This window comes from Geothrix sp. 21YS21S-4 (assembly GCF_030845995.1).
Taxonomy (GTDB): Bacteria; Acidobacteriota; Holophagae; order Holophagales; family Holophagaceae; genus Geothrix.
The window spans coordinates 861,247-884,441 of record NZ_CP132719.1 but is presented as its reverse complement, the minus strand read 5'-3'; the positions used below and the strand labels follow the sequence as shown (position 1 = coordinate 884,441).

Below are 23,195 nucleotides of genomic sequence, written 5' to 3'. Positions count from 1 at the left end.
CTTTCGCAGTTCTTGGTGACTTGGTGGTTCGCAGTTTCTTTCCCGATGAGTCCGGAGTATCCGTGTTCGACCTGAACGCTTTCGTCGAGAAGTTCCAGCTGGCGCGGCAGACGGCGCTGGAGACGCGGCCGGGGGGCGGGCTGTGCGGGCTGGAGCTGGAGTGGAACCTGGTGGATCCGCAGTTCCGGCCCCTGCTGACGGTGGGAACGGGGCCGGATCGGATGTCCTTCGTGGACTACCTGCGCTCGCAGGTGCTGGCGCCGTGGACCGAGGAGTACCACCAGCTCGAAGTCTTCCACTGGATGATCGAGTGGGTGACGCGGCCGTACCACACGCCCAAGGGCGCGGTCTACGAGGGGCGGCTGCTGGAGGCGGCGCTGATCAACGCCCTGGCGAAGGCCGGCCGGGCCTTCGGCGAGCCGCTCCACTACTGGCACGGCAACCTCCTCGTCCTGCCCGAAATCGGCCCGGACTGCGTGCCGGAGTCCTGGCACCTGGCCAAGCGCCGCTACCTCCAGCGCTGCGTCGAGATGTACGGGACGGAACTCGCGACCGCCGGCACCCACTCCAACCTCAGCCTGCCCGAGCCCATGCTGGCCTGGGACTTCATGCACCTGCCCGACGCCCAGCGCGGGGACCGCCACCTGGACGACTACAAGAACGGCGTCTACATCACGGGCACGCGGCTGATGCGGGCCTTCGCGGCCCTGTTCATCGCCACCAGCGCGAGCACGCCCCTCCAGGCCTCGGAGGAGAACGGTCGGCCCGTGGTGCGGCTCACGCCCTACGAATCCGTGCGGAACCTCACCTTCCCCAACCCGCCGGCCCTGGACGTGGCGGACCTGAACCGCAGCCATCCCGACTACCTGCGCCTGTCCTACGACCTGGTCCGCAGCGGCGTCCGCTTCGGGAACAACAACTGGATCCCCGTCCGCGCCCGCTCCCAGGCGGAGCCCGTGGAGCGGCTGATCCAGGTGACCAGCGATCAGCTCCACGACATCTACGCGCGGGGCCTGTTCGCCGCGGGCGAGACGCGGAACGTGGAGGACATGGCCGCCCAGATCGAGCGGCAGAACCTGTTCGCCCGCATCGACCTGCCCATGGCCCGCGTGGAGGTGCGCACCGACGACCCGGGCCACGAACTGGCGCTGGACGTGGCGAACCTCACCCTCAAGCACCTGCTGCTGCTGCGCTTCTACGGCGATCCTGAATTCGCGCGGGGGTTCCGCTACGACGCCGAGGACATCGCCCGCGCCCGCCGCAACGAGAACCTCGCCGCCCGCGAGGGGCTGCGCGCCGTCATCGAGGACCCGCTCACCGCGAAGCCCGTGGCGCTGCGCGCCTTCCTGGACTGGACGCTCCAGCAGCTCCGGCCGCTGGCGGAGGCACTGGGCTACTGGGACGACCTCCAGCCGCTGCGGGAGCAGGTCGCGGGCGCGCCCAGCACCGCCGAGAGGATCCGCCAGCGCCTCCAGGCGAAGCTGGGCAGCTCGGACGTGGTGCCTCCCGAGCTGCTCGTGGAGCTGGGCGAGGCCCGCAAGGCCCAGGTGCGCGACGAGGTGGAGACCGTCACCGCCCACCTCGCCGATTTGCGCGGCGAGGAAGGCAAGCTCCAGGACTTCGTCGAGCGGGCCCGGGACGAGGTCGAGCTGGATCCCGCGGCGCCGGTGCGCTTCAGTCCCCGGCCCGAGACCGTGGTGGACGCGGACTACCCCGACAAGGCCGCCGAGATCGTCGCCCTGGCCCAGCGCCTGGTGCGCATCCCCAGCGTCACCGCGTGCCCCCAGGAGCGGCTACCCGAGATCCACCGGGCCCACACCTTCATCTGCGACTACCTCCGCAACCACGGCGTCCCTGTCCGCGTCTTCCACGACGGCCCTTTTCCCGCGGTGCTCGCCCATTTCCCCGGGGGCGAAACGGCCCCGGCCATGCTCAGCGGCCACTTCGACGTGGTGGCGCCGGAGCCGGACGACAGCCAGTTCGAGCCGAAGGTGGAGGGCGACTACCTGTGGGGGCGCGGCGCGGCGGACATGAAGACCGTGGTGGCCACCTACCTCGTGTGGATGAAGGACGTCCTCAAGAAGGGCACGCCCTATCCGCCCGTGAACCTGCTGCTGGTGGGGAACGAGGAGAACGGCGAGTTGGAGCCCATGGGCACGCCGCACGTCCTGGAGATCCTGAAGCGGGAGACGGGCTACGCTCCGGCGCTCTTCGTGGCGGGCGAGCGCACCGGCGAGAAGGGCACGGAACTGTGGGGCGAGGTCTGCACCGAGAACCGCGGCGTGCTCCGCTTCGAGCTGCTAGCCCGGGGCGCCCGCGCCCACAGCGGCCTGGGAGGCGGCGCGGATCTCACGGAGCGCCTCCTGGCCGCCCGGGAGGCGCTGCGGGGCCTGTTCGCCCGACGCCTGACGCTGGCCTCGCCCGACGGCTGGCAGTCCCTGGCCCGCTTCGCCTACATCCAGGTGGGGACGCCCGGCATCTTCAATATCACGCCCGACCTGGGCGCCCTTGGCGTGGAGATCCGCCCCATCCCCCAGGACGACGTGTCGGGCCTGCGGGCGGACATCGAGGCCCTGGCCGCGGAACAGGGGCTGGAATTCCAGCCCTCCGCGTGGGAGCCGGGCGTCGCCTGCGATCCCCAAAATCCCCACCTCCAAGCGCTGCTCGCCGGGATCGGCAGCGCGGGCGGCGAGGCGCGCCTGGGCCGCAAGGGCGCGGGCACCTCCGCGCGATTCGCGCCCGGGGGCCAGGGCGTGGTGTGGGGCCAGACGGGCATCGGCCCCCACGCCGCGGGCGAGCGCCACTACATCCCCAGCATCGAGCCCTACTACCGCGCCCTGGACGGCTTCGCGGCGGAACTGGCCAAGGGCTGAGCGGACGGAAAGCAGGAAGGCCCCGGTCGACGACCGGGGCCTTCCTGTCTGCGCCGATCCGGACGCCTAGGAGGCGGCCTTCTCGCGGCGGTAGGACTCGGCCAGCAGGGAGATGTAGTGGCTCACCGTCTGCTTCTGGCCGTGGCGGTTGACGTTCTCCAGGAGCTGCATCATGCAGGCGGGGCAGCCCGTAGAGACCATGTCGGCGCCGGTGCGGTCGATGTCCGCGGCCTTGTTCTTCCCGATGGTGGCCGCCGTCTCGTAGTGGGAGAGGACGTAGGAGCCGCCGCTGCCGCAGCAGGTGTCGGGCGCCGACATCTCCTTGAGCTGCACGCCGGGAATGCTCTTCAGGATGGCGCGAGGCTCGGCGAAGACCTTCATGCCCTTCTTCAGGTGGCAGGAATCGTGGAAGGTGACGACCGTCTCCACCGTGCCCTTGGGCTGGCGGAACGACAGCACCTTGGTGAGGAAGGTGGACACGTCGTAGGTGCGCTTGGCCCAGTGCTCCGCCTTGACCTTGTAGACGGGATCGCCGGCCAGCAGGTCCACGTAGTCGTGCTGCCAGGCGCCGCCGCAGGAGCCGCAGCCCGTCACCAGGTAGTCGCAGCCGGTGGCCTCGAAGGTGTCGAGGTTGTGGCGGGCCATGCGGCGCGCGGTCTCGGCATCGCCGTGGACCAGCACCGGAATCCCGCAGCAGGCCTGGGCCTTGGGGATGTGGACCTCCACGCCGTTCTCCACCAGGACGTCAATCAGGTCCTGGCCGGTGTCGGGATAAAAGTGGTTGAGCGAATCGCCGGTGAAGAAGGCCGCCTTCACCTTGACCTCCGCGGGGCGCACCACGTCGGGGACGCGCTCCTGGAGCGGCTTGACGGTCAGCTCGGGCAGCTTGCGCTCGGCGTCGAACCCGACGCTGCCGCCCACCAGGGCGAAGGGCGAGCGGGGCGAGATGGCCTTCAGTTTGCGGTCGCCCTTGAAGGCGATGCCGGACAGCGACGCGCCCACCTTCATGGCGGCGCCGAAGGCCTTGGGGTTCTTGAGGGCGGAGAAGATCAGCTTCTTCAGCCACGGCAGGCCGTTCTTCCGCACGAGGGCAGCGCGGAAGCCGAGGGCGATGCGGTCGTAGCCCACCTTGGTCGGGCAGTTGCTCATGCAGGACTTGCAGACCAGGCAGTTGAAGACCATGTCCGAGACTTCGGGATCGTCCAGGGACAGGTCGCCCTTCAGGACGGCGTCGGCCACGGCGATCTTGGAGCGGGTCACGGCCATCTCGTCCTTGTCCACGGAGTAGACGGGACACACGGCCATGCAGTTGCCGCACTTCATGCACTTGTCGATCTCGTCCCGCACCAGGCGCAGGTCGTCGTGGTACGTGGGCGCCGTACAGGCGGCGGAAAGGGCGGTGTCCGCGCTCATGCCACGACCTCGGGCAGGGGCACCATCTTCCCGGGGTTCAGGCGGTAGTCAGGATCCAGCGCCTCCTTGATGGTGCGCATCAGGTCGAGCCCGCTCTGGCCCAGCTCGTTGCGGAGGTACTTCATCTTCGCCATGCCGATGCCGTGCTCGCCGGACAGGGTTCCGCCGAGGGCCAGCGCCGTGGCGAAGATCTCGTCGATGGCGAGGTGGACGCGGGCGGTGAGGTCCTCGTCGTACATGTTGTAGAGGATCGTCGGGTGGAGGTTGCCGTCGCCGGCGTGGCCGAAGGTGCCGATGGTGACGCCGTGGCGCTCGGCGATCTGCTCGCAGGCCACCAGCATCTCGGTGATGCGGCTGCGGGGCACGGTGGCGTCCTCGACGATGCAGGTGTTGTCCAGCGACGCGAGCGCCGGCAGGGCGTTGCGGCGGGCCAGCCACAGCTGGTCGCGCTCGGCGTCGGTGTTCGCCGCCTTGTACTCGCAGTTGTTCCGCTTGAGCACCTCGACCACCGCCTGGGCCTCGGAGTCCACGAGGTCCTGGGACATGCCGTCCACTTCGCACAGCAGCAGGGCCTTGGCGTCCACCGGCAGGCCGATGTTGGCGAAGGCCTCGACGGTGCGGATGGTCTTGTTGTCCATGATCTCGAGCGTGGCGGGAATGACGTGCGCCGCGATGATCCCGGCGACGGCGTTGCCCGCGTCCTCCAGCGTGCTGAAGATCCCCATCATGGTGCGGCGGAACTTGGGCGCGGGGATCAGCTTGCAGGTCAGCTCGGTGGTGATCCCGAGGGTGCCCTCGGAGCCGATGAACAGGTTCGAGAAGTCGTAGGCGGTGACGTTCTTCACGGTCTTGCCGCCGAAGCGCACCTTGTCGCCGCTGGCCAGGACCACTTCCATGCCCATGATGTAGTTCTTGGTCACGCCGTACTTCAGGCCGCGCAGCCCGCCGGAGTTCTCGGCGCTGGAGCCGCCCATGGTGGCCGTGGCGACGGTGCCGGGATCGGGCGGATAGATGAGGCCGTGCTGGGCGATGGCGGCGTTCAGCGCCGCGATGACGACGCCGGGCTGCACCGTGGCGGTGAGGTTGGCCGTGTCGATCTCCAGGATCTGGTTCATCCGCTGGAAGGAGAGGACGATCCCCTTCTTGAACGGAATGGTGCCGCCGCTGAGGTTCGAGCCCGCGCCACGGGGATAGATGGCGAGGTCATGGGCCTTCGCCAGCTTGACGACTTCCTGGACCATGTCGCTGGTGGTGGGCATCACCACCACGTCGGGCATCTGCCGGGGCATGTCGGCGGTGGCGTCGTAGCTGTAGGCGACCAGCTCCACCTTGCGGGTGAGCACGTTGTCCTTGCCAACGATGGCGTGAAGTTTTTCCACAACCCCTTTGTCGAGCATCTGCTCCTCCTGTGGTTGGCGTGACGGAATGCAATGCATGGGTAAGCCGGCCGCGCTGCGAATCGGCCTGCGGAATGCCGTTTCCCGCGGGCCGGACCGATGGCATGAGAAGTCGGCGGGAGTCCGGGAAATGACCGCCCGGCCCGCTCGGGGCGAAGCCATGTCTGATTGTAGGGACAGGCGCCTGGGGATCGATGATGGTGGTCACATTTTGGTCTGGTGGTCTGACCATATCAGCCCCCGTCGACCTCCCCTTACGCAGGAAGGCCCCCGCGAGGAGGGCCTTCATACATCGCCGCGAAGAGCCTTCGTCAGAAGTCGAGGTTCTCGGTGATGCGCGTGCCTTCCTTTTCGAAGGTCGCGAGGAAGCGGGCGATGCGCGCTTCCGCCTCGGCCAGGCCCTCCACGCCGAGGTTGAGGTTCAGCAGGTCCACGTACCACGGCGCCTTCACGCCGCTCTGGACGTAGGTCTTCACGATGGCCCGGGCGATGGGCAGGGTGGTGTCCTTGGAGTCGTCGTGGACGTCGCGGTTGCCCGCGGCGCGCAGCTTGGCGTATTCCTCCTCCAGCAGGCGGGCGAAGAGCGCGGGCGTCAGGCGGTCTCCCGCGGCGACGCCGGTGCCTGCGTCGGCCTCGGTGAAGGCGGCGCCCTTGTGCAGCCACTCCCACAGAATGGACAGCCGGATCTCGCCCGTGGCCATGTCTTCCATCAGGTAGAGCACGTCGTCGTTCCCGAAGAAATCGGCGGGCTTCAGGGCGGCGGCCTGGAAGCCGCGCAGGAAGGCGTTCCCGTACTGGAGGGCCACGGACAGCAGGTCGCGGGCGCCGGCCACGGTGCGCGGCGCGGGTTCGAGCCGCGTGAGGGCCGCGGCGTCCTCGGGACCGTAGCCCAGCGCGGGGAACGCACGGCCCATCTGGTTGGCCTCGCCGACGCGCTCCCACACGGGCCGCACGATGTGGACCATCTTCCAGTGGGCCACCCACTTCCCGGAGGCGCCCTCCCGCTGCTCGCGCTCGGCGCCGGCCACCGCCCGCTTCATGCTGGCGGCGACGCCCGCCTCGGAGCCCACGGGGATGTTGGGCTCCATCCCCCCCTGCCACAGGGCGAAGCGGCCGTTGCGGTCGGGCGTGTTCATGGCCCGGCGGACGCGGTCCTCGTAGGTGCGCATGTAGCCGTAGGTCATCGTGATGGCGCTGATGTCGGGATTCACGAACTCCCGGTCCCACGCCAGGGCGTCGGACACGCTGTTGATGTAGTCCCAGCGGCCGGTGTTGAAGCCCACGAAGTGCGGCGCCAGGGCGGCGCGGATCTCCATCAGCTGGTAGCACTGCTCCAGCTGCTCCACCAGGACGTAGACCTTGATGGTGCCGGGCTCCAGGCCGAGGTGGGCCTCCAGCGCCAGGAGCATCGCGTTCCACACCGCGGCGTCCTCGGCCGTCTGCGTCTTGGGGAGGTAGAGCACGATGCTGCGGCCCGCCGCGCGCAGCCGCTCGTGGTTGTTCACCACGTAGAGGACCAGGTCCGCGATGGAGGCGGAGAAGCCATGGCCGTTGCGGCGGATGTGGCGATCCTCCAGGTGGAGCCCGCGGGCGCGGTAGATCACCGTGGTGAAGTCCAGCTGCTTCCGCCAGTCCGCGACGATGGGCCGCCCGAAGAAGCCCTGGGCCCACTGGTTCATCTCGCGGGAGACCTCCTCCGCCACTTCCAGAAAGAGCGGATCGCGGGCCAGGGCCAGCTTGAGGTTGCGGTGGTTGTCCAGGGACATGGTGTCCACCTGGCCCAGGGCGTCCTCGCCGTCGAACATCCATCCGTCGGCGCCGGACAGCAGGGCGTAGGCCGCGTTGCGGATGCCCGAGCGCGCGTCGGAGCGCGGCTTGGTGGCGGGGCCGGTGCCCTGGATCCACTGGCGCTGGAGGTCCGCGGGAATGACCGCCCCGTCGAATTTCCCGGCGCGGGCGTCCGCCACGGTGATCTGGGTACCGGGAATCAGCGCGGCGGGATCCAGGAAGCCGATGCGCTCGCCGGCCTGGGCGCGGGCCTTCCGGCGGGCGAGCCGAGCGGCCATGCGCCCGCGCCGGCGGTCGTCCAGGGGCGCCAGCGCCTCCAAAGCGCGGAGGACTTCCGGCGTGTAGACATCGGCGTAGTCCGCCAGGACGCCGGCGCGGAATTCGAGGGTCGTGGTCATCGCAGTCTCCATATCCGGCGCCCGGTGCCCAGGCGCCTCCAGTGTCGATGAAATCGAGGAAGGGCGACAGATTGACGCGGGGTCAGCCGCGCAGCGACATGCCGACTTTCACCAGCCGGCAGGCCCGCGCGGCCGCGGCCTCCACCAGTTCGGCGCCCTGGCCCATGCAGGCCTCCAGCGTCATGGGCTGGGGAACGGTGGTGGCCAGGGCGTCGATCCCGTGGCCCAGCACGTCGTCCGCGCCGTCGCCCAGGCCGCCCGCGATGCAGATCACGGGCACGCCGTGGCGCTTGGCCACCGCCGCCACGCCCACTGGCGCCTTGCCCATGGCCGTCTGGAAATCGGTGCGGCCCTCGCCCGTGATGACGAGGTCGGCGCCTTCCGTCAGCGTCTCGAAGCCCGTGGTTTCGAGCACGATGGAGACCCCCGGCCGCAGGCTGGCGGGCGTAAAGAACAGCAGCCCCGCGCCCAGGCCGCCAGCGGCGCCAGCTCCTGGCTGGAGCGCGATGTCGCGCCCCGTCGCCGTCGTGGCCACGTCCGCGAAGACGCCCAGGGCCGCGTCCAGTTCCTGGACCATCTCCGGCGTGGCGCCCTTCTGGGGTCCGTAGACGGCGGACGCGCCGCGGGGGCCGCACAGGGGATTGTCCACGTCGCAGGCGACGAGGATCGACGTCTCCGCCAGCCGCGGATCCAGACCCGACAAATCGACGCGGGCCACGCGAGCGAGCGCGGCGCCGCCCTCGGGCAGGTCGCGGCCCTCGGCATCGAGGAATCGCGCGCCCAGCGCCCGGGCCATGCCCGTGCCGCCGTCGTTGGTGGCGCTGCCGCCGATCCCGATCACCAGCTTCCGCAGGCCCGCGTCCAGGGCGGCCTTCATCAGCTCGCCGGTTCCGAAGGTGGTGGTGACGCGCGGATCGCGCCGCTCTCGGGGAACCAGCGGAAGACCCGAGGCCGAGGCCATCTCCAGGAACGCGGTGCTTCCATCGCCGGAGACGCCCCAGTGGGCGCGGACGGGCTCGCCGAGGGGGCCGCGAACCTCCGTGTGCAGCAGCCGCCCGCTGGTGGCCGCCACCAGCGCTTCCACCGTTCCTTCGCCGCCGTCGGCGATGGGAACCTTGATCACCTCCGCCGCCGGAAACACCGCATGGATGCCCCGCTCCATGGCCTCGGCCACGCCGAGCGCCGACACGCTCCCCTTGTAGGAATCAGGAGCCACGAGAATGCGCATAGATCGAACCTCATTCACTCAAAAAAACTTCACCACCAAGACACGAAGACGCCAAGAACTGCTTTCTCTTTTCTTGGTGTCTTGGTGCCTTGGTGGTGATCCTCTTTGAAACTCAGGGCACGAGTCCCGGGAACAAGAACGCAAAGCCGAAGACCATGAGGCCCAGGATGATCACGTAGGGGATCGTGTACTTGATCGTCTGGCGCATGATCAGGCCTTCCTTCCCGGCGAGGCCCACGGCGGTGGCGGCGATGATGATGCTCTGGGGCGAGATCATCTTGCCCGCGGAGGCGCCCGCGCTGCCGGCGGAGGCCATCAGGATGTCCGACAGGCCCATGCCCTGGGCGGTGAGCTTCTGGAGGTTGCCGAACAGGGCGTTAGCGGAGGTGTTGCTACCTGTGAGGAACACGCCCAGCGTGCCGAACAGCGGGCTGAGGAACGGATAGACGTGCTTGCTCACCAGCGCCACGAGCCCGTTCGCCATGGTCGCGACCATGGAGATCTGCTTCGTCGCGAGGTCGCCCACCACGGCCAGCTTGGTCTTGGGATCGATGATGGGCAGGGCCAGGTTCATCACCTCGGCGATGGACAGAATGCAGGCCACCGCGATGAAGGACGGGATCATCTGCTTGAAGGTCTTGCCGAACTGCTCGCCCATCACGGAGTATTTGATGCCCATGAACGGGAACGCGATGAGGCCGGCGATGAGCATGATGGTGCCGGGGCTCTGGATCCAGGTGAAGGTGTAGAGCTTGCCGGGGTTGTAGAGCTGGGCCTTGATCAGCATCCAGTTCCAGCCCGCCGCGGCGCCGCTGAACAGGGGCTTGGTCTTGGGCAGGTTCACGGCGATCACGAGCACCGCCAGAAGCAGGTAGGGCAGCCAGGAGAGGAACAGCTCCTTGGGATGGAATTCGGCGGTGGCGCCGGTGACGGGCGCTTCGTCCTCGAACAGCCAGGGCTTCGCGCCCTTCTGGAAGTTGAGGTAGACGGCGGTGGCCACGAGGCACACGAGCGCCGCCAGGACGGAGGTGAGGTCGGGGCCGATGTAGTTGGACACGAGGTACTGGGTGATGGAGAAGCTGAGGCCCGACACCAGGATCGCGCCCACCGCGCCCTTCATGCCCTTGGACTTGGACATGGCGTAGACGGTGACGAAGGCCATGATCAGCGCGAGCGGCGCCATGAAGCGGCCGGTCATCTGGGAGAGCTTCATCAGGTCGAGGCCCGTGGTCTTCGCAAGCGTCACGGTGGGAATGGCGAGGGAGCCGAAGGGCACGGGGCCGGTGTTGGCCACGAGGCACACGAGCGCCGCCATCATCGGGTTGTAGCCCAGTCCGATGAGGATGCTGGCGGGAATGGCGACGGGCGCGCCGAAGCCGCAGATGCCTTCCAGGAAGGCGCCGAAGCCGAAGGCGATCAGCAGCGCCTGCGCGCGGCGGTCCACGGTGAGGCTCGCCATGGCGCTCTGCATCTTGTCCATCCAGCCGGTGACTTTCAGCGTGTTGTAGACCACCAGCGCGCCGAAGGGGATGTACATGATCGGGAAGAGGCCGGTAAGACCGCCCTGGACCGCGGCCAGCAACGTCGTCTTGGCCGGGAAGTGGAACACGAAGATGGCCGCGAGCACCGTCACCAGCCAGGCCACGGGCGCCACCTTCGCGGCGGGTTTCATCATCAGCGGAATGCCGATGAGCAGGACGATGAGCGGCAGCATGGCCGCGAGAGCGCCTAACAACATTGTCTACCTCCGGATCAACTGCCCAAACAGTAGCCGCGGAAAAGGGCCTCACCAAGCGCAAACCGCATCAAAAAACGAGGGCCGGAACCACCTCGGCTCCGGCCCTGTCACCACAACTTTCCGTGAGGATTTTTCCGTGCGCTTTTTGCGCGGTCTGACCATTAGACCTATTTGGTTTTCACGGGATCCGCGGGCCGCTTGGGAAGCGCCATCGGCTTCTCGGCCATCCGCTTCAGCACCTCCTGCACGCCGCGCTCCAACTGCAGGTCGCGGCCCGCGAGCATCGAAGCGGGATCGTTCTCCACGTCGATATCCGGCGTCACGCCTTCGCCTTCGATGATCCACTCGCCCGTGGGCGCGTTGGTTCCGGACTGCGGCACGAACACGCTGCCGCCGTCGACGAGGGGCGAGTTTCCGCCGCCCACGACGCCGCCCCAGGTCCGCTTTCCGATGAGGGGACCGAGGCCCGCGAAGCGGAAGTGATAGGGGAAGATGTCGCCGTCGCTGGCGCTCGTCTCGCTGGTGAGCGCCACCATCGGGCCGTGGAAGACGGTGCCGGGATAGGTGCTGGGATGCTCGCCCGCATAGCCGAACCGCGTGCCCAGCAGCTTCTTGCCGAGGCGCTCCAAAATCATCTGGCTGATGTTCCCGCCGCCGTTGGCGCGGACGTCCACCACCAGCCCTTCCTTGCGGATCTGCGGGTAGTACCACTTGATGAACTCGTACAGTCCGGGGCCGCCCATGTCGGGGATGTGGAGGTAGCCCACCTTCCCGCCGCTGAGACGATCCACCGACTCCTTCGAGCGCAGCACGAAGTCCAGATAGCGGAGGTTCGCGTCGCTGTCGATGGGCCGGTAGGTGACCTGCCGCGCCCCGTCGAAGCTGGGCTTGGCATTGAGCGTGAGGGTCACGGTGAAGGTCTTGTTCCGCAGCAGCCGGTACGGACTGTCGTCGGCCTTCAGCTCCACGCCGTCGATGGCGAGGAGGTAGTCGCCCTCCCGCGCGTCCACGCCCACTTCCGTCAGCGGGCTGCGGTACTTGGGCTCCTCGTTGTGCCCGCGGTAGATGTGGGCGAGGCGGTAGCGGCCCGCGGCGGCATCCAGTTCGATGCGCGCGCCGGGCAGGCCCACCTTGGCGCGCTCCGGCAGGACGTAGTCGCCGCCCTCGGTGTAGGTGTGGCCGATGTTCAGCTCGGAGATCAGCTCCGTCAGGACGTAGGTCAGGTCCGAGCGGTGCGTGACGTGCTGGAGCCACGGACGGTACTGCTCGCGCAGGGCCTTCCAGTCGTAGCCGTGCATGTTCTTCACGTAGAAGAAGTCGCAGAAGCGCCGCCAGGTCTCGTCGTAGACCTCGCGCCACTCCTCCGCGGGAATGCGGTCCACGTAGAGGTCCTTCGTGGAGACGGTCTTCTTCTCGGTGGCCTTGGGCTTGGCGTCGATCAGCTGGAACGAAGCCGCCGGCCCCTGTCCCACGCGGGCCAGGACCTTGTTCCCGTCCTGGCTGAGGACCCAGCCCTGCATCTCCGGCAGCAGCTCGCTCTCCTGGCGCTTCTTCAGGTCGAAGATCCACAGGCTGTTCCCGGCGCGACGACCGCTGGTCTCGCCGTACACGAAGGGCTGGCCCTTGCTGTAGAGCAGGAAGCCCTTGGACGCCTCCAGCCCGCCCAGGTTGTCGGCGGGCAGCGGAACGCGGGTGCCGCGCTGCTCGAATCCGTCCCAGTCGATGCGCACGGTCGCGGGAGCTTTCGGCGCCTCGGGCTTGTCGGCCTTCTTGTCGCCGTCCTCCTTCTTCTCCGGCGCTGCGCCCACCTCGTCGCTCTCCGGCGGGAAGGGGTGGGGCACGTCCTTCCGCAGGGCGTAGGCGATCACGTCCATGTTGCGGTTGCCGGCGTAGTCGAACTCCAGATTGCTGATCTGGGGCGCGTAGTCGCGGCGGCTGAGGGCGTAGAGGTACTTGCCGTCGGGATCCCACGCGGGGTCGCTCACCTGGAACAGGTCGCCCGTCAGGCGGCGGAGCTGCTGGTCTCCCAGGGTCCAGGCGTGGAGGCTGCGGGTGCCGTTCAGGTTCGACAGCGAGAATGCCAGGGTCTGGCTGTCCGGCGACCAGGACAGGTCGTAGACCCGCGCCAGGGGATCCTTCCCGGCCTTGACGAGCTTGCGGTCGGCCACGCCCAGGACGTACACCACGCCGTCCTTGTCGGTGAAGGCCAAGTGCTTGCCGTCGGGGCTCCAGGCGGGCGCGTTGAGCTGCACGGCCAGGCCGGAGGTCAGGGCCTCGGGCTTGCCCTTCCCGTCCTGGTCCAGGAGGTAGACCTGATCCTCGCCGCTCATGTCGGAGATGAAGGCGATCCGCTTGCCGTCCGGCGACCAGCGCGCCTGGCGGTCGTGGGCGCCGGAGCTGTCCGTGAGGTTGCGGACGGGGCCCTTCTCCACGGGCACCGTGAACAGGTCGCCGCGGGCCACGAACAGCGCCCGCTCGCCCTTGGGCGACAGGGCGAACTCCTCGATGTTGCGCTCCACGTTGATGCGGGCGGGCCGCGAGGCGCCGCCGTCCGTGGGCACCGCGATGGCGATGCCGCGGTCGCTGCCGTCCTGGACGTTCATCACCCGCAGTTCGCCGTTCAGTTCATATACGATCCGCGACTGGTGGTCGCTGGAGGGCCACCGCACGTCCCAGGTCTTCTGGAAGGTGAGCTGCTTCACCGCGTCCGTGGCCGGATCCGCGGCGTAGAGGTTCAGCGTGCCGTCGCGGTCCGAGGCGAAGTACACCTTGTCGCCGATCCACATGGGATCGCGCTCCGTGCGCTTGGTGGCGGCAAGCTTCTTCTGCTGCTTCGTGGCCAGATCGAACACGTAGAGGTCCTGCGCCCAGCCGCCCTCGTAGCGCTTCCAGTGGCGGAAGTCGCGGAACATGGGCGCGTAGGCGATGCGCTTGCCGTCCGGCGAGAAGGAGCCGGGCCCGGCGGTCGGCATGGGCAGCTTCTGGGGCAGGCCGCCCTTGAGGCTCACGGTGTAGAGCGCCGTGCGGGTGAGGACGCCGTCCGCGTCGGTGGCCGCGCGGAACAGCACGCTGGCGCCATCCGGGGTCCAGCCCACCACCTGGTGGTCGTAGCCGCCCCGCGGCGGCAGCGGGCCGGCGGCGGGATCGAAGGTGAGCTGGCGCGGAACGCCGCCCCCGCTGGGAATCACGTAGACCTGCTCGTCGCCGTCGTACTGCCCCGTGAAGGCGATCCACTTCCCGTCGGGGCTGAACTTCGCGAACAGTTCCAGCCCCGGATGGGCCGTCAGCCGCGCCGCCGTCCCGCCGGAGGCCGGAGCGGTCCAGAGGTCGCCGCCGTAGGTGAATGCCACCTTGTCCCCGTGGATGTCGGGGAAGCGCAGCAGCTTCGTCTGGGCCGACAAAGCCGCGGGCAGCGCCAGGCACAGGGCCAGGCGGGAGAGAAGGAGCGGTCGTCCGCGCATCATTCACCTCGTGGGAAAGAGCTGAAGCATTGTATGACGATGCAAAAGGGATAGGCCACGGATGAACGCAGATAAGCGCGATAAAAAGTCCGGCTCCTCCGCGCTCATCAGGATTCATCCGTGGGGAACCCCGCCTTTCCCCCGTGCGATGATGCCGGGATGGACGCGCCGCTTTCCGTCAAGCGCCTGCTGGAGCAGGTGAAATCGAAGCTGGAGCCGCCCTTCTCCGCGATCTGCGTGGTGGGGGAGGTGTCCAATTTCCGGGGCTCGGGGAAGCACTGGTACTTCACCCTGAAGGAGGAGGGCGCGGCGCTGTCCTGCGCGGTGTGGGCGAGCCAGCAGCGCTTCCTGTCGCACCGGCCGGCGGACGGGCAGCGGGTGGTGGTGCGGGGCAGCCTCAACCTCTACGTCGGGGGCGGAACGATCACGCTGGCCGTCACCCATTGCGAACTGGCGGGCGTGGGCGACCTTCAGGCGCGGCTGCGGGCCCTGGAGGCGGACCTGCGCGCCCAGGGGCTGTTCGATCGCCCGAAGCGGCCCCTGCCCCGGTTCCCCAAGAAGCTCGGCATCGTCGCCGCCCTGGGCGGCGCGGCCCTCCGGGACGTGCTGGAGGTGACGGCCCGCCGGGCGCCGGGAATCGACCTCCTGATCGCGCCCGCCGCGGCCCAGGGCGACCGCTGCGTTCCCGAGACGTTGCTGGCGCTCCAGGAGGTGCAGGATCCGCACTGGGGCTGTGAGGCACTGCTCCTGGTGCGCGGCGGCGGCAGCCTCGAAGATCTGTGGGCCTTCAATGACCCCGAGCTTGTGCGGGCCGTGGCCGAATGCCGCATCCCCGTCATCACGGGCGTGGGCCATGAGATCGACACCACGCTCGTGGACCTGGCGGCGGATCGCCGCGCGGCGACCCCCAGCCAGGCGGCGGAACTGGCGACGCCCGACCGGAGCGCCCTCGCGGCGGAGCTGGGACGGCGGACCGAAGCCCTGGCCGCACGGACCGCCTGGCGCCTGCGCGGATTGGAAACCACCCTCAACCTCCTGGTCGATCACGGCCTCCAGCGGACGGATCCCCTGCGCGAGGCCGCGACCCGCCTCGGGACCCTCGGCCAGCGGCTGGCGCTGGTCCGCCCCAGTCGGAGTTTGGACGCCGCGGGCGCGCGCCTGGCGCTCCTCCGCCATCGGCTCGCCGAGGCGGCGGCGGTCGCGGCCCGCCAGCCGGATCGTCCCCGGGTCCGAGAGGCCCAGCGCCGCCTGGGGCCCGCGGCGCTGCGGAGTCTCCAGCGGCGCGACCACCGCCTGGCGGTGCTCGCCGAGCGCCTGCGGGGACTGGATCCCACGGGTCCCCTGGAGCGGGGCTTCGTCCTGGCCCTCGATCCGGAGGGCAAGCCCGTGACCCGCTCGGAAGCGCAGCCAACAGGGACGATGCTCCGCCTGCGGTGGAAGGACGGAGAGCGCCGGGCCACCCTGGGCTGACCAAAGTTCAAATGAACCGTAAAGGGATCGATAGGATCCCAGGCAGGTTCATGTTCCGATTCCGGTCTTCCCCTTTTTTTCTCATGCTCCGTTCTGCGGCCACACTGGTCGTGGTTCTGTCGGCCGCCTACCTCTGGGCCGCGCCCCAGCGGACGGTGCGGGTGGCGGTGTTCCCCCACATGCCGGCGATCTTCCTGAGCCCGCGCGGCGAGGCCCAGGGCTTCTACGTGGACATGCTCCGCGACGTGGCCCGGCGGAAGGGATGGGGCCTGGTCTTCGTTCCCGGCACCTGGCAGGAGGGCCTGGAGCGCGCGCGCGCCGGAGAGGTGGACCTCCTTCCCGGCGTGGCCCGCTCGCCCGAGGGGGACGCCGGCCTCGACTATGGCAAGGCCGCGTCCTACACGGTCTGGTCCATCCTCTACGCCCGGCCGGGCGCGGAGATCCGCACCATCCTGGACGTCCGGGACCGGCGGATCGGCGTGGTCCGCGGCGACGTGAACGGCGACCACTTCCGGGACCTGTGCGCCCGGTTCAACCTGCCCTGCGCGCTCATCGAGTTCTACACCTTCGATGACGTGTTGGGCGCGGTCTCGGCGGGACGGGTGGACGGGGGCGTGACCTCCAGCACCTTCGGCTACTCGCAGGAAGGCCGGTTCCTGGCCGAGCGCACCGCAGTGGTGTTCGCCCCGTTCGATACCTATTTCGCCGTGGCCAAGGGGCGCAACCCGGATCTGCTGGCCGCGCTGGACGCCTACCTCACCGAAGGCAAGGGCTCGCCGGATTCGGGCTACCAGCGGGCGATCAACCGCTGGCTGGCGCCCCAGGGCCGCAGCCTTCCGCCCTGGGTGCGGCGGGCGGGCTTCGCCGTCCTGGCCCTCCTCGCCTTGGCCACGACCATGGCCCTGGCGTTCCGCCGGCGGGTGCGGCGCGCCACCGAGGAGATCCGCGAGCTGAACCGCGGGCTGGAGCGGGAGCTGGGCGAACGGCGGCGGGTGGAGGAGCGGATCCTGAACGTCGCCAGCGGCGTGTCCGCGGCCACGGGCGAGACCTTCCTCCACGAGCTGACGGCCTACCTCGCCCGCGCCACGGGAGCAGACCTGGCTTTCATCGCCGAAAGCGTGTTCGAGGAGGGCCGGTGGCGGATGAAGGCCCTGGCCGTGTCCCTGGAGGACGGAAAGCCCGGGGAGGCCTTCGACTACGAGCCCGAGGGCACCCCCTGCGAACTCACCGCCCGCGGCGAGCTGTGCATCTACCCCTCGGGCGTCCAGGAGGCCTTCCCTACCTGCGCGCCCCTCCGCCACATGGGGGCCCAGAGCTACGTGGGCTCGCCGCTGCTGGATTCCCAGGGCAAATCCCGGGGCGTCCTCGCGGTGCTCCACCGGACTCCACTGACGGCGCCCAACGAAGTCGCCTCCCTTCTGCGGATCTTCTCCGCCCGGGCTACCGCCGAGCTGGAACGGCGCAGCAGCGAAGGCGCCCGCGCGGTGCTCGAACGCCAGATGCAGCACGCCCAGAAGCTGGAGAGCCTGGGCGTCCTGGCGGGCGGCATCGCCCACGACTTCAACAACCTCCTCACCGCCATGCTGGGACACCTGAACGTGGCCCAGGTGAAGCTGGCGCCCGAATCCCCCGCGCGGCCCCACCTGGAGAGCCTGGAGCGGATCATCCACCGGGCCGCGGACCTCACGCGCCAGATGCTGGCCTACTCCGGCAAGGGCCGCTTCGTGGTGCGCTCCTACGACCTGAACCACGTGGTCAAGGAAGTGACGCACCTCCTGGAGGTCTCCATCCCCAAGAAGATCACCCTGCGGTTCCAGTTGGCCCCCGACCTGCCGCCCGTGGAGGCCGATGCCGCCCAGATCCAGCAGGTGATCATGAACCTGGTGACGAACGCCGCGGACGCCATCGGCGAGACAGAGGGCACCATCCGCCTCAGCACCGCGGTGATGGAAGCGGACCGCGGCTACCTGGACCAGATCCTCCACGGATCCGACCTGCCCACGGGGACCTACGCCACGCTGGAAGTGAGTGATACCGGCTGCGGCATGCCGCCGGAGATCCAGGCGCGCATCTTCGAGCCCTTCTTCACCACCAAGGTCACCGGCCGGGGACTGGGGCTGTCGGCCACCGTGGGCATCCTCAAGGGCCACCGCGCGGGAATGCGCATCTACAGCGAGCCCGGGGGCGGCACCACCTTCAAGCTGCTGTTCCCCATCACCGACGTGAAGACGGAAGAGGAGGACACGCCCGCGCCGCCCCCGGCCCTGGCGCGCAACGTGACGGTGCTGCTGGTGGACGACGAGGAGATGATCCGCGATTCCGCCGCGGCGGCCCTGCGGTCCATCGGGCTGTCCGTGGTCACCGCCTCCAACGGGCGCGAGGCCGTCGATGCGGTGCTCCGCGAGGACCGGAAGGTGGACCTGATCCTCATGGACCTCACCATGCCCCACATGGACGGACGCGAGGCCTTCCGCGCCATCCGCCGCCACCGCCCCGACCTGCCCGTGATCCTCACCAGCGGCTACAACGCGCAGGAATCCATCCAGGATTTCCTGGGCCGGGGCCTCGCGGCGTTCCTTCAGAAGCCGTTCACCGTCCGGGCGCTGGAACAGACCGTCCTGGACGTGCTCGCCAAGCACCGGCCCGCATGAAAAACGGGCGGCCGGAGCCGCCCGTTTTCTTCGACGCCGCCGGCTACTTCTTCAGCGCGTCCCACTTCTCCGCTTCGGTGGGCGCTTCCACCCGGCCGCCCAGGTGCTGGGCGAGGAAGGCCTCGGCGGCGGCGTAGAACTTCATCCGGTTCTCGGGGCGGGCGAAGCCGTGGCCTTCGTCGGGGAACAGGAGGTAGTCCACGGGCTGGTTGTTCTTCCGCATGGCGGCGACGATCTGGTCGCTCTCGGCCTGCTTCACCCGCGGATCATTGGCGCCCTGGGCGATGAGCAGGGGCCGGGCGATGTCGCCGGCCTTGTAGAGGGGGCTGCGCTCCGTCAGGATGGCCTCCGAATCGCCCATGCGCTTGGTGAACATGGCCTTCATGGGTGCCCAATAGGGCGGGATGGACGCGAGGAGCGTTCCCAGGTTGCTGGGCCCGACGATATCGACGCCGCAGGTGAACTCGGTGGGCGTGAAGGCGAGCCCCGCCAGGGTGGCGTAGCCGCCGTAGGACCCCCCATAGATGGCCACCTTCTTGGGATCGGCGTAGCCCTGCTTCACCGCCCAGTCCCGGCCGTCGAGCAGGTCCTGGTGCATCTTCCGGCCCCACTCCCGATCGCCGGCGTTCAGGTAGGCCTTGCCGTAGCCGGTGCTGCCGCGGAAATTCACCTGGAGGACGGCGTAGCCGCGGTTGGCCATCCATTGGACCTCGGGCCGGTAGCCCCAGGTGTCCCGGGCCCAGGGACCGCCGTGGACGTTGACGATCAGCGGCAGGTTCTTCGGGGGCAGGCCCACGGGCAGCGTGAGGTAGCCGTGGATGGTCATCCCGTCCTTGGCCTTGAAGCTCACGGGCTGCATCTTGGCCAGCTTCGCTTCTTCCAGCTTCGGCTGGTTGCTGAACAGGAGGTCGGCCTTCTTCGCCGCGCGGTCGTAGGCGTACCAGTACACGGGGCCGTCATCCATGGTGTAGGCCACGAGCCACGTCTTGTCGGCCAGATCGCGGCTCACCACGGCGAGATCCCCGTCGCGGACCTTGCGGAGGGCGTCGAAATCGGGCTGGAGTCCCTTGTCCAGCAGCACCCACTCGCGGCGGGCCTTGGTGTAGTTCACGGCCTCCAGGGTGTGCTTGGTGGGATGCACGAGCAGCCCGCCGAGGTCGTAGGCGGCGTCCTCGCTCACCACGGTCTGCTTGCCGGTGGCGAGATCCACCTGCACCAGCCGGGTCGCGTTCGCGCCCACGCTGGACATCACCCACAGGCCCTTGTTGTCGGGCGTGAAGCTGGCGACGCCGCCGTTGGTCTCGTCGGCGCCCCAGGTGAGAAAGGTCCGCCAGGGCGACTTGGCGTCGTCCCGCACGCGGATCTCCGTGCTGCCGTCGGGCTTCATCACCTGCGCCCCGCGCACGGTGAGGGTGTGGTCCGTCTCCCAGCCCAGGACGTCGCCGGGGTTCTGGGTGTCCAGGTCCAGGGCGCCGTTCTTCAGGTTCAGGCGGTAGACGTCGTGGACCCGGGGATCGCGGTGGTTCAGGCCCACCAGCATGGTGTCGGGGAACCGCTCGTCCAGCGCCACGATCTGGGCGGCGACGCCCTTGAACGGCGTCAGGTCGCGGGTCGTCGCGCCGTCCAGGCCCGTCTGGTAGAGGTGCCAGTTCTCGTCGCCGTCCTGATCCTGGACGTACAGGACGTGCTGGCCGTCCGGCTGCCAGAAGTAGGACCGGATGCCCCGCTTGCGGTCGCTGGTGATGACCTTGTCGTCCTTCTGCCCGACGGTCCTCACCCAGACGTTCAGCACCCCCTTGTCCGGCGCGAGGTAGGCCATCCGCTTCCCGTCCGGGGAGAGCTGCGGAGTGCTCCGCTCCGGATTCCCGAACAGGACCGCGCGGGGAATGGGGGGCGGAAGCTGGGCCGAAAGCGGAAGGGCGCCCGCCGCGCCCAGGAGGGCGGCGGCGAGGCCGAGGGGAGACAGGCGCATGGAAAGCCTCCTTGTGGGGGTGGTCCTGCGGGGTACGCCGCGGAGCCCCTGACAGGTTAGCTGCCCGTGCTAAGGTAAAAAAAACGACTGGTGCAAAATGTCCAACGACTTCCCGCCTTCGTCCGACTCCGCCGCCGAGTCCCGGATCCTGGCCATCGGGGCCGTCATCGGGCGCTTCCGGGTGGAGGCGCTGCTTGGCACCGGCGGAATGGGCGAGGTCTACCGGGTCTGGGATTCGGCGCTGGAGCGCAGCGTCGCCCTGAAAGCCCTGCATCCGGGGGGAGCCGGGGACACGGGCGCCGTCGAGCGGTTCCGGCGCGAAGCCCTGGCCCTGGCCCAGCTCAACCATCCCGGCGTCTGCCACATCCACGACTGGGTGGACGGTCCCCAGGGCGCCTTCATCGCCATGGAGCTGGTGGAGGGTTCCACCCTGGATCAGGCGGAGCTCAGCACGCGGGAAAAGCTCCAGGTCATCCGCGCCGTGGCCCACGCCCTGGAGGCGGCCCACGCGAAGGGCCTGGTCCACCGCGACCTGAAGCCCAGCAACATCATGGTGGTGCCCCGCTCGGCCACCCAGCCCCTCCACGTGAAGGTCCTGGATTTCGGCCTCGCCCGGCTGGGAGATGGCCGGGCGAGCGACGATGCGCCCGCGCGGCCCGCCGCTTCGGATCCGGCGGGGAACGGGGCGACCCACCCACCGCCGTCGGGGACCTCCGGCCGCTCCTGGGAGCGCCTCACCCAGGCGGGCACCTTCATGGGCAGCCCCGGCTACGCCTCCCCCGAGCAGATCCAGGGCCAAGCGGCGGGTTCCTCCAGCGACGTGTTCTCCCTGGGGGTGGTGGCCTGGGAACTGCTGGCGGGCGAGCATCCCTTTCCCGGCGAAGGCCGGGCGCGCCTCCAGGCCACGCTGGCGGGGGATCGCCGGGAATGGAAGACCCGCGGCCTGCCCTCGGGCACGGCGGACCTGCTGCGGGCCATGCTGGAGCCCCACCCCTTCAAGCGGCCCACCGCGGGGCGCGTGGTGGAGACCCTCGACCGGCTGCTCCGCCCCCGGACCCTGCTGCGCTGGACGGCGGTGGGCACCGCCGCGGCCCTGGCGGGGGGGTTGGGCGTCCACCTCTTCCTGAACCGGGGCGCCATCGCCGACCTGACGCGGGAGCGCCCCGCGCGCCTGGCTGTGATGCCCTTCCTCAACGCCACCGGCGATCCCCGCCTGGACGCGGCCACCCACCTGATCCTGCCGGAGATCCTGGAGACCGCCCTCAGCGGCCACCCCAAGCTGGCCCCCCTGGACGCGGACACGCTGGGCCGCGCCCGCGCCTCCCTGCATCTCGCGCCGCGGGGCGCCCTCGCCCGGGATGCCGAGACGCACCTGGCCGCGGCGCTGGGCGCGCAGCTCACCCTGCGCGGGAAACTCGCCCGGAACGCGGACGGAGAGGCCGTCCTCACCTACGAACTGGTCGACGCGAAGGGACGGGTGCGCCGGGCCGGCGAGCTTCGCGAGCCCGGCGACCGCCCGGTGGTGGCGCTGCCCCTGGCACGGCGGCTGACGGCGGAGCTCGTCCGGGCGGCGGGCGCCTCCTCGTCCACCTCGCTCCCCGCCCTGCGGGAGGAGATCCTGGACGCCTACGCCCGGGGCGCGGAGCTGATGGACCGGGGGCTCTTCAAGGAAGCCGCCCCGGCCTTCCTGGCCGCGGCCACCCTGGCGCCGGATTTCGCCCCCGCCGTCCTCGGCTACGCCCGGTGCCTGGCCCATCTGACGGAGGCTCCCGCCGCGCCCGTGTTCCAGTGGGCCCGCTGGGCGGCCCGAGCCCACGGCGACCGCCTTTCGGAAATGAAGGCCCTCCACTACCTGTCCGGCGACCAGGCCGCCCGCGGCGAGTGGGAAGCCTCGAAAGAGACCGGGCGGGCCACCATGGCCCTGGCCCAGGCCCTGGGCCAGACGGCCTTCGAGGCCGGCGTCCACCTCCTGTGGGGCATGGAGTTCCAGCGGCTGGGCAAGCTGTCCGACGCGGAGGCCGAGTACCGAAAGTCCCTCGACCTCTACCAGGGCAGCGGCGATGCCCTCAACGCCACCCACGCCCTCAACAACCTGGCGGTGGTGGAACGGTCGCGGGGCAACCTCCCGGCGGCGGAGGCCCACTACCTCAACGCCCTCAAGACCGTTCGCGCCCACGGGGACCGGTGGGGGGAAGCCCTGCTGACGGGCAATCTCGGCGATCTGGCCCTGGCACAGGAGGGCGGGCTGGACCGCGCCGACGCGTTCTACCGCCAGACCCGCGACCTCCAGCAGACGCTGGGAGACGAGGCGGGGCTGGCCGTCTCCTTCATGGGCCTCGCCAGCGTCGCCCAGGCCCGGGGCGACCTGGACCGCGCCCAGGAAATGGGGGAGCGGTTCTTGGAGCAGGCGCGCAAGACCCGCCTCCGCCCCAAGGAGGGCCTCGCGCTCTACAACCTGGGGGAGATCCACCGCACCGCCGGCCGCTACGTGTCCGCACGGGGGTTCTACGCCCAGTCCCTCGCCCTCCACCAGGAGCTGGGGGACGCCTCCATGGAGGCCCACTGCCTGGCCGGGGAAGCCGAGTGCTTCGCCCGGGAAGGCCGGCGCGCCCTGGGCCGCAGCCTGCTGGAGCGCAGCCGCGCCCGCTCCGCCGAGGAAACCCCCTACATCCTGCGCGCCCAGGCCTGGCTGGCCCGGAGCGAGGGCCGCACGGAAGAGGCCCAGGCCCTCTTCGCCAAGGCCCTGGCCGGAGCGAAGGTCCAGGCGCCGGAAATCGTGCGCGAACTGACCGCCGCGCGCTGAGCG

The 23,195-nt window shown here is 69.7% G+C and carries 11 protein-coding genes; 4 read left to right on the top strand and 7 right to left on the bottom strand.

Going from position 1 to position 23,195, the window contains the following annotated elements:
* The first annotated feature begins 62 nt into the window (after positions 1-62).
* Positions 63-2,873: a M20/M25/M40 family metallo-hydrolase gene (locus RAH39_RS04020; protein WP_306591518.1), complete on the top strand. Its 2,811-nt coding sequence runs from the start codon at positions 63-65 to the stop codon at positions 2,871-2,873.
* Between the two features lie 66 nt (positions 2,874-2,939).
* Here the strand turns inward: RAH39_RS04020 and RAH39_RS04015 are convergent, their stop codons facing one another.
* The 6 genes from RAH39_RS04015 to RAH39_RS03990 form a co-directional block, all read right to left on the bottom strand.
* The gene (locus RAH39_RS04015) at positions 2,940-4,286 is read right to left on the bottom strand and encodes a (Fe-S)-binding protein (protein ID WP_306591517.1); all 1,347 of its coding nucleotides are present in this window, start codon (positions 4,284-4,286) and stop codon (positions 2,940-2,942) included.
* The gene (locus RAH39_RS04010; protein ID WP_306591516.1) at positions 4,283-5,683 is read right to left on the bottom strand and encodes an FAD-binding oxidoreductase; all 1,401 of its coding nucleotides are present in this window, start codon (positions 5,681-5,683) and stop codon (positions 4,283-4,285) included. The genes RAH39_RS04015 and RAH39_RS04010 overlap by 4 nt, the downstream gene beginning before the upstream one ends.
* 311 nt (positions 5,684-5,994) lie before the next feature.
* On the bottom strand, positions 5,995-7,869 hold the full coding sequence (locus RAH39_RS04005; protein WP_306591515.1) for an aldolase/citrate lyase/malate synthase family protein: 1,875 nt from the start codon (positions 7,867-7,869) through the stop codon (positions 5,995-5,997).
* 82 nt (positions 7,870-7,951) lie between these two features.
* Positions 7,952-9,097 (bottom strand): glycerate kinase, encoded by a 1,146-nt coding sequence (locus tag RAH39_RS04000; RefSeq protein WP_306591514.1) that lies wholly within the window; start codon positions 9,095-9,097, stop codon positions 7,952-7,954.
* Positions 9,098-9,209: 112 nt separating this feature from the next.
* Positions 9,210-10,835, bottom strand: a complete 1,626-nt coding sequence (locus tag RAH39_RS03995; protein WP_306591513.1) for an L-lactate permease — start codon at positions 10,833-10,835, stop codon at positions 9,210-9,212.
* Between the two features lie 167 nt (positions 10,836-11,002).
* Positions 11,003-14,296 (bottom strand): S41 family peptidase, encoded by a 3,294-nt coding sequence (locus RAH39_RS03990; RefSeq protein WP_306591512.1) that lies wholly within the window; start codon positions 14,294-14,296, stop codon positions 11,003-11,005.
* A gap of 159 nt (positions 14,297-14,455) precedes the next feature.
* Between RAH39_RS03990 and xseA the strand changes: the two genes are divergently transcribed.
* Positions 14,456-15,766 (top strand): exodeoxyribonuclease VII large subunit, encoded by a 1,311-nt coding sequence (gene xseA / locus RAH39_RS03985; protein ID WP_306591511.1) that lies wholly within the window; start codon positions 14,456-14,458, stop codon positions 15,764-15,766.
* 83 nt (positions 15,767-15,849) lie between these two features.
* On the top strand, positions 15,850-18,417 hold the full coding sequence (locus tag RAH39_RS03980) for a response regulator (RefSeq protein WP_306591510.1): 2,568 nt from the start codon (positions 15,850-15,852) through the stop codon (positions 18,415-18,417).
* A gap of 43 nt (positions 18,418-18,460) precedes the next feature.
* Here RAH39_RS03980 and RAH39_RS03975 read toward each other — a convergent pair whose 3' ends face one another.
* A complete protein-coding gene (locus RAH39_RS03975; RefSeq protein ID WP_306591509.1) occupies positions 18,461-20,389 on the bottom strand; it encodes a S9 family peptidase in 1,929 nt (642 codons plus the stop codon).
* 97 nt (positions 20,390-20,486) lie between these two features.
* Here RAH39_RS03975 and RAH39_RS03970 point away from each other — a divergent pair, with 97 nt between their 5' ends.
* The gene (locus RAH39_RS03970) at positions 20,487-23,192 is read left to right on the top strand and encodes a serine/threonine-protein kinase (RefSeq protein ID WP_306591508.1); all 2,706 of its coding nucleotides are present in this window, start codon (positions 20,487-20,489) and stop codon (positions 23,190-23,192) included.
* Positions 23,193-23,195: the final 3 nt, after the last annotated feature.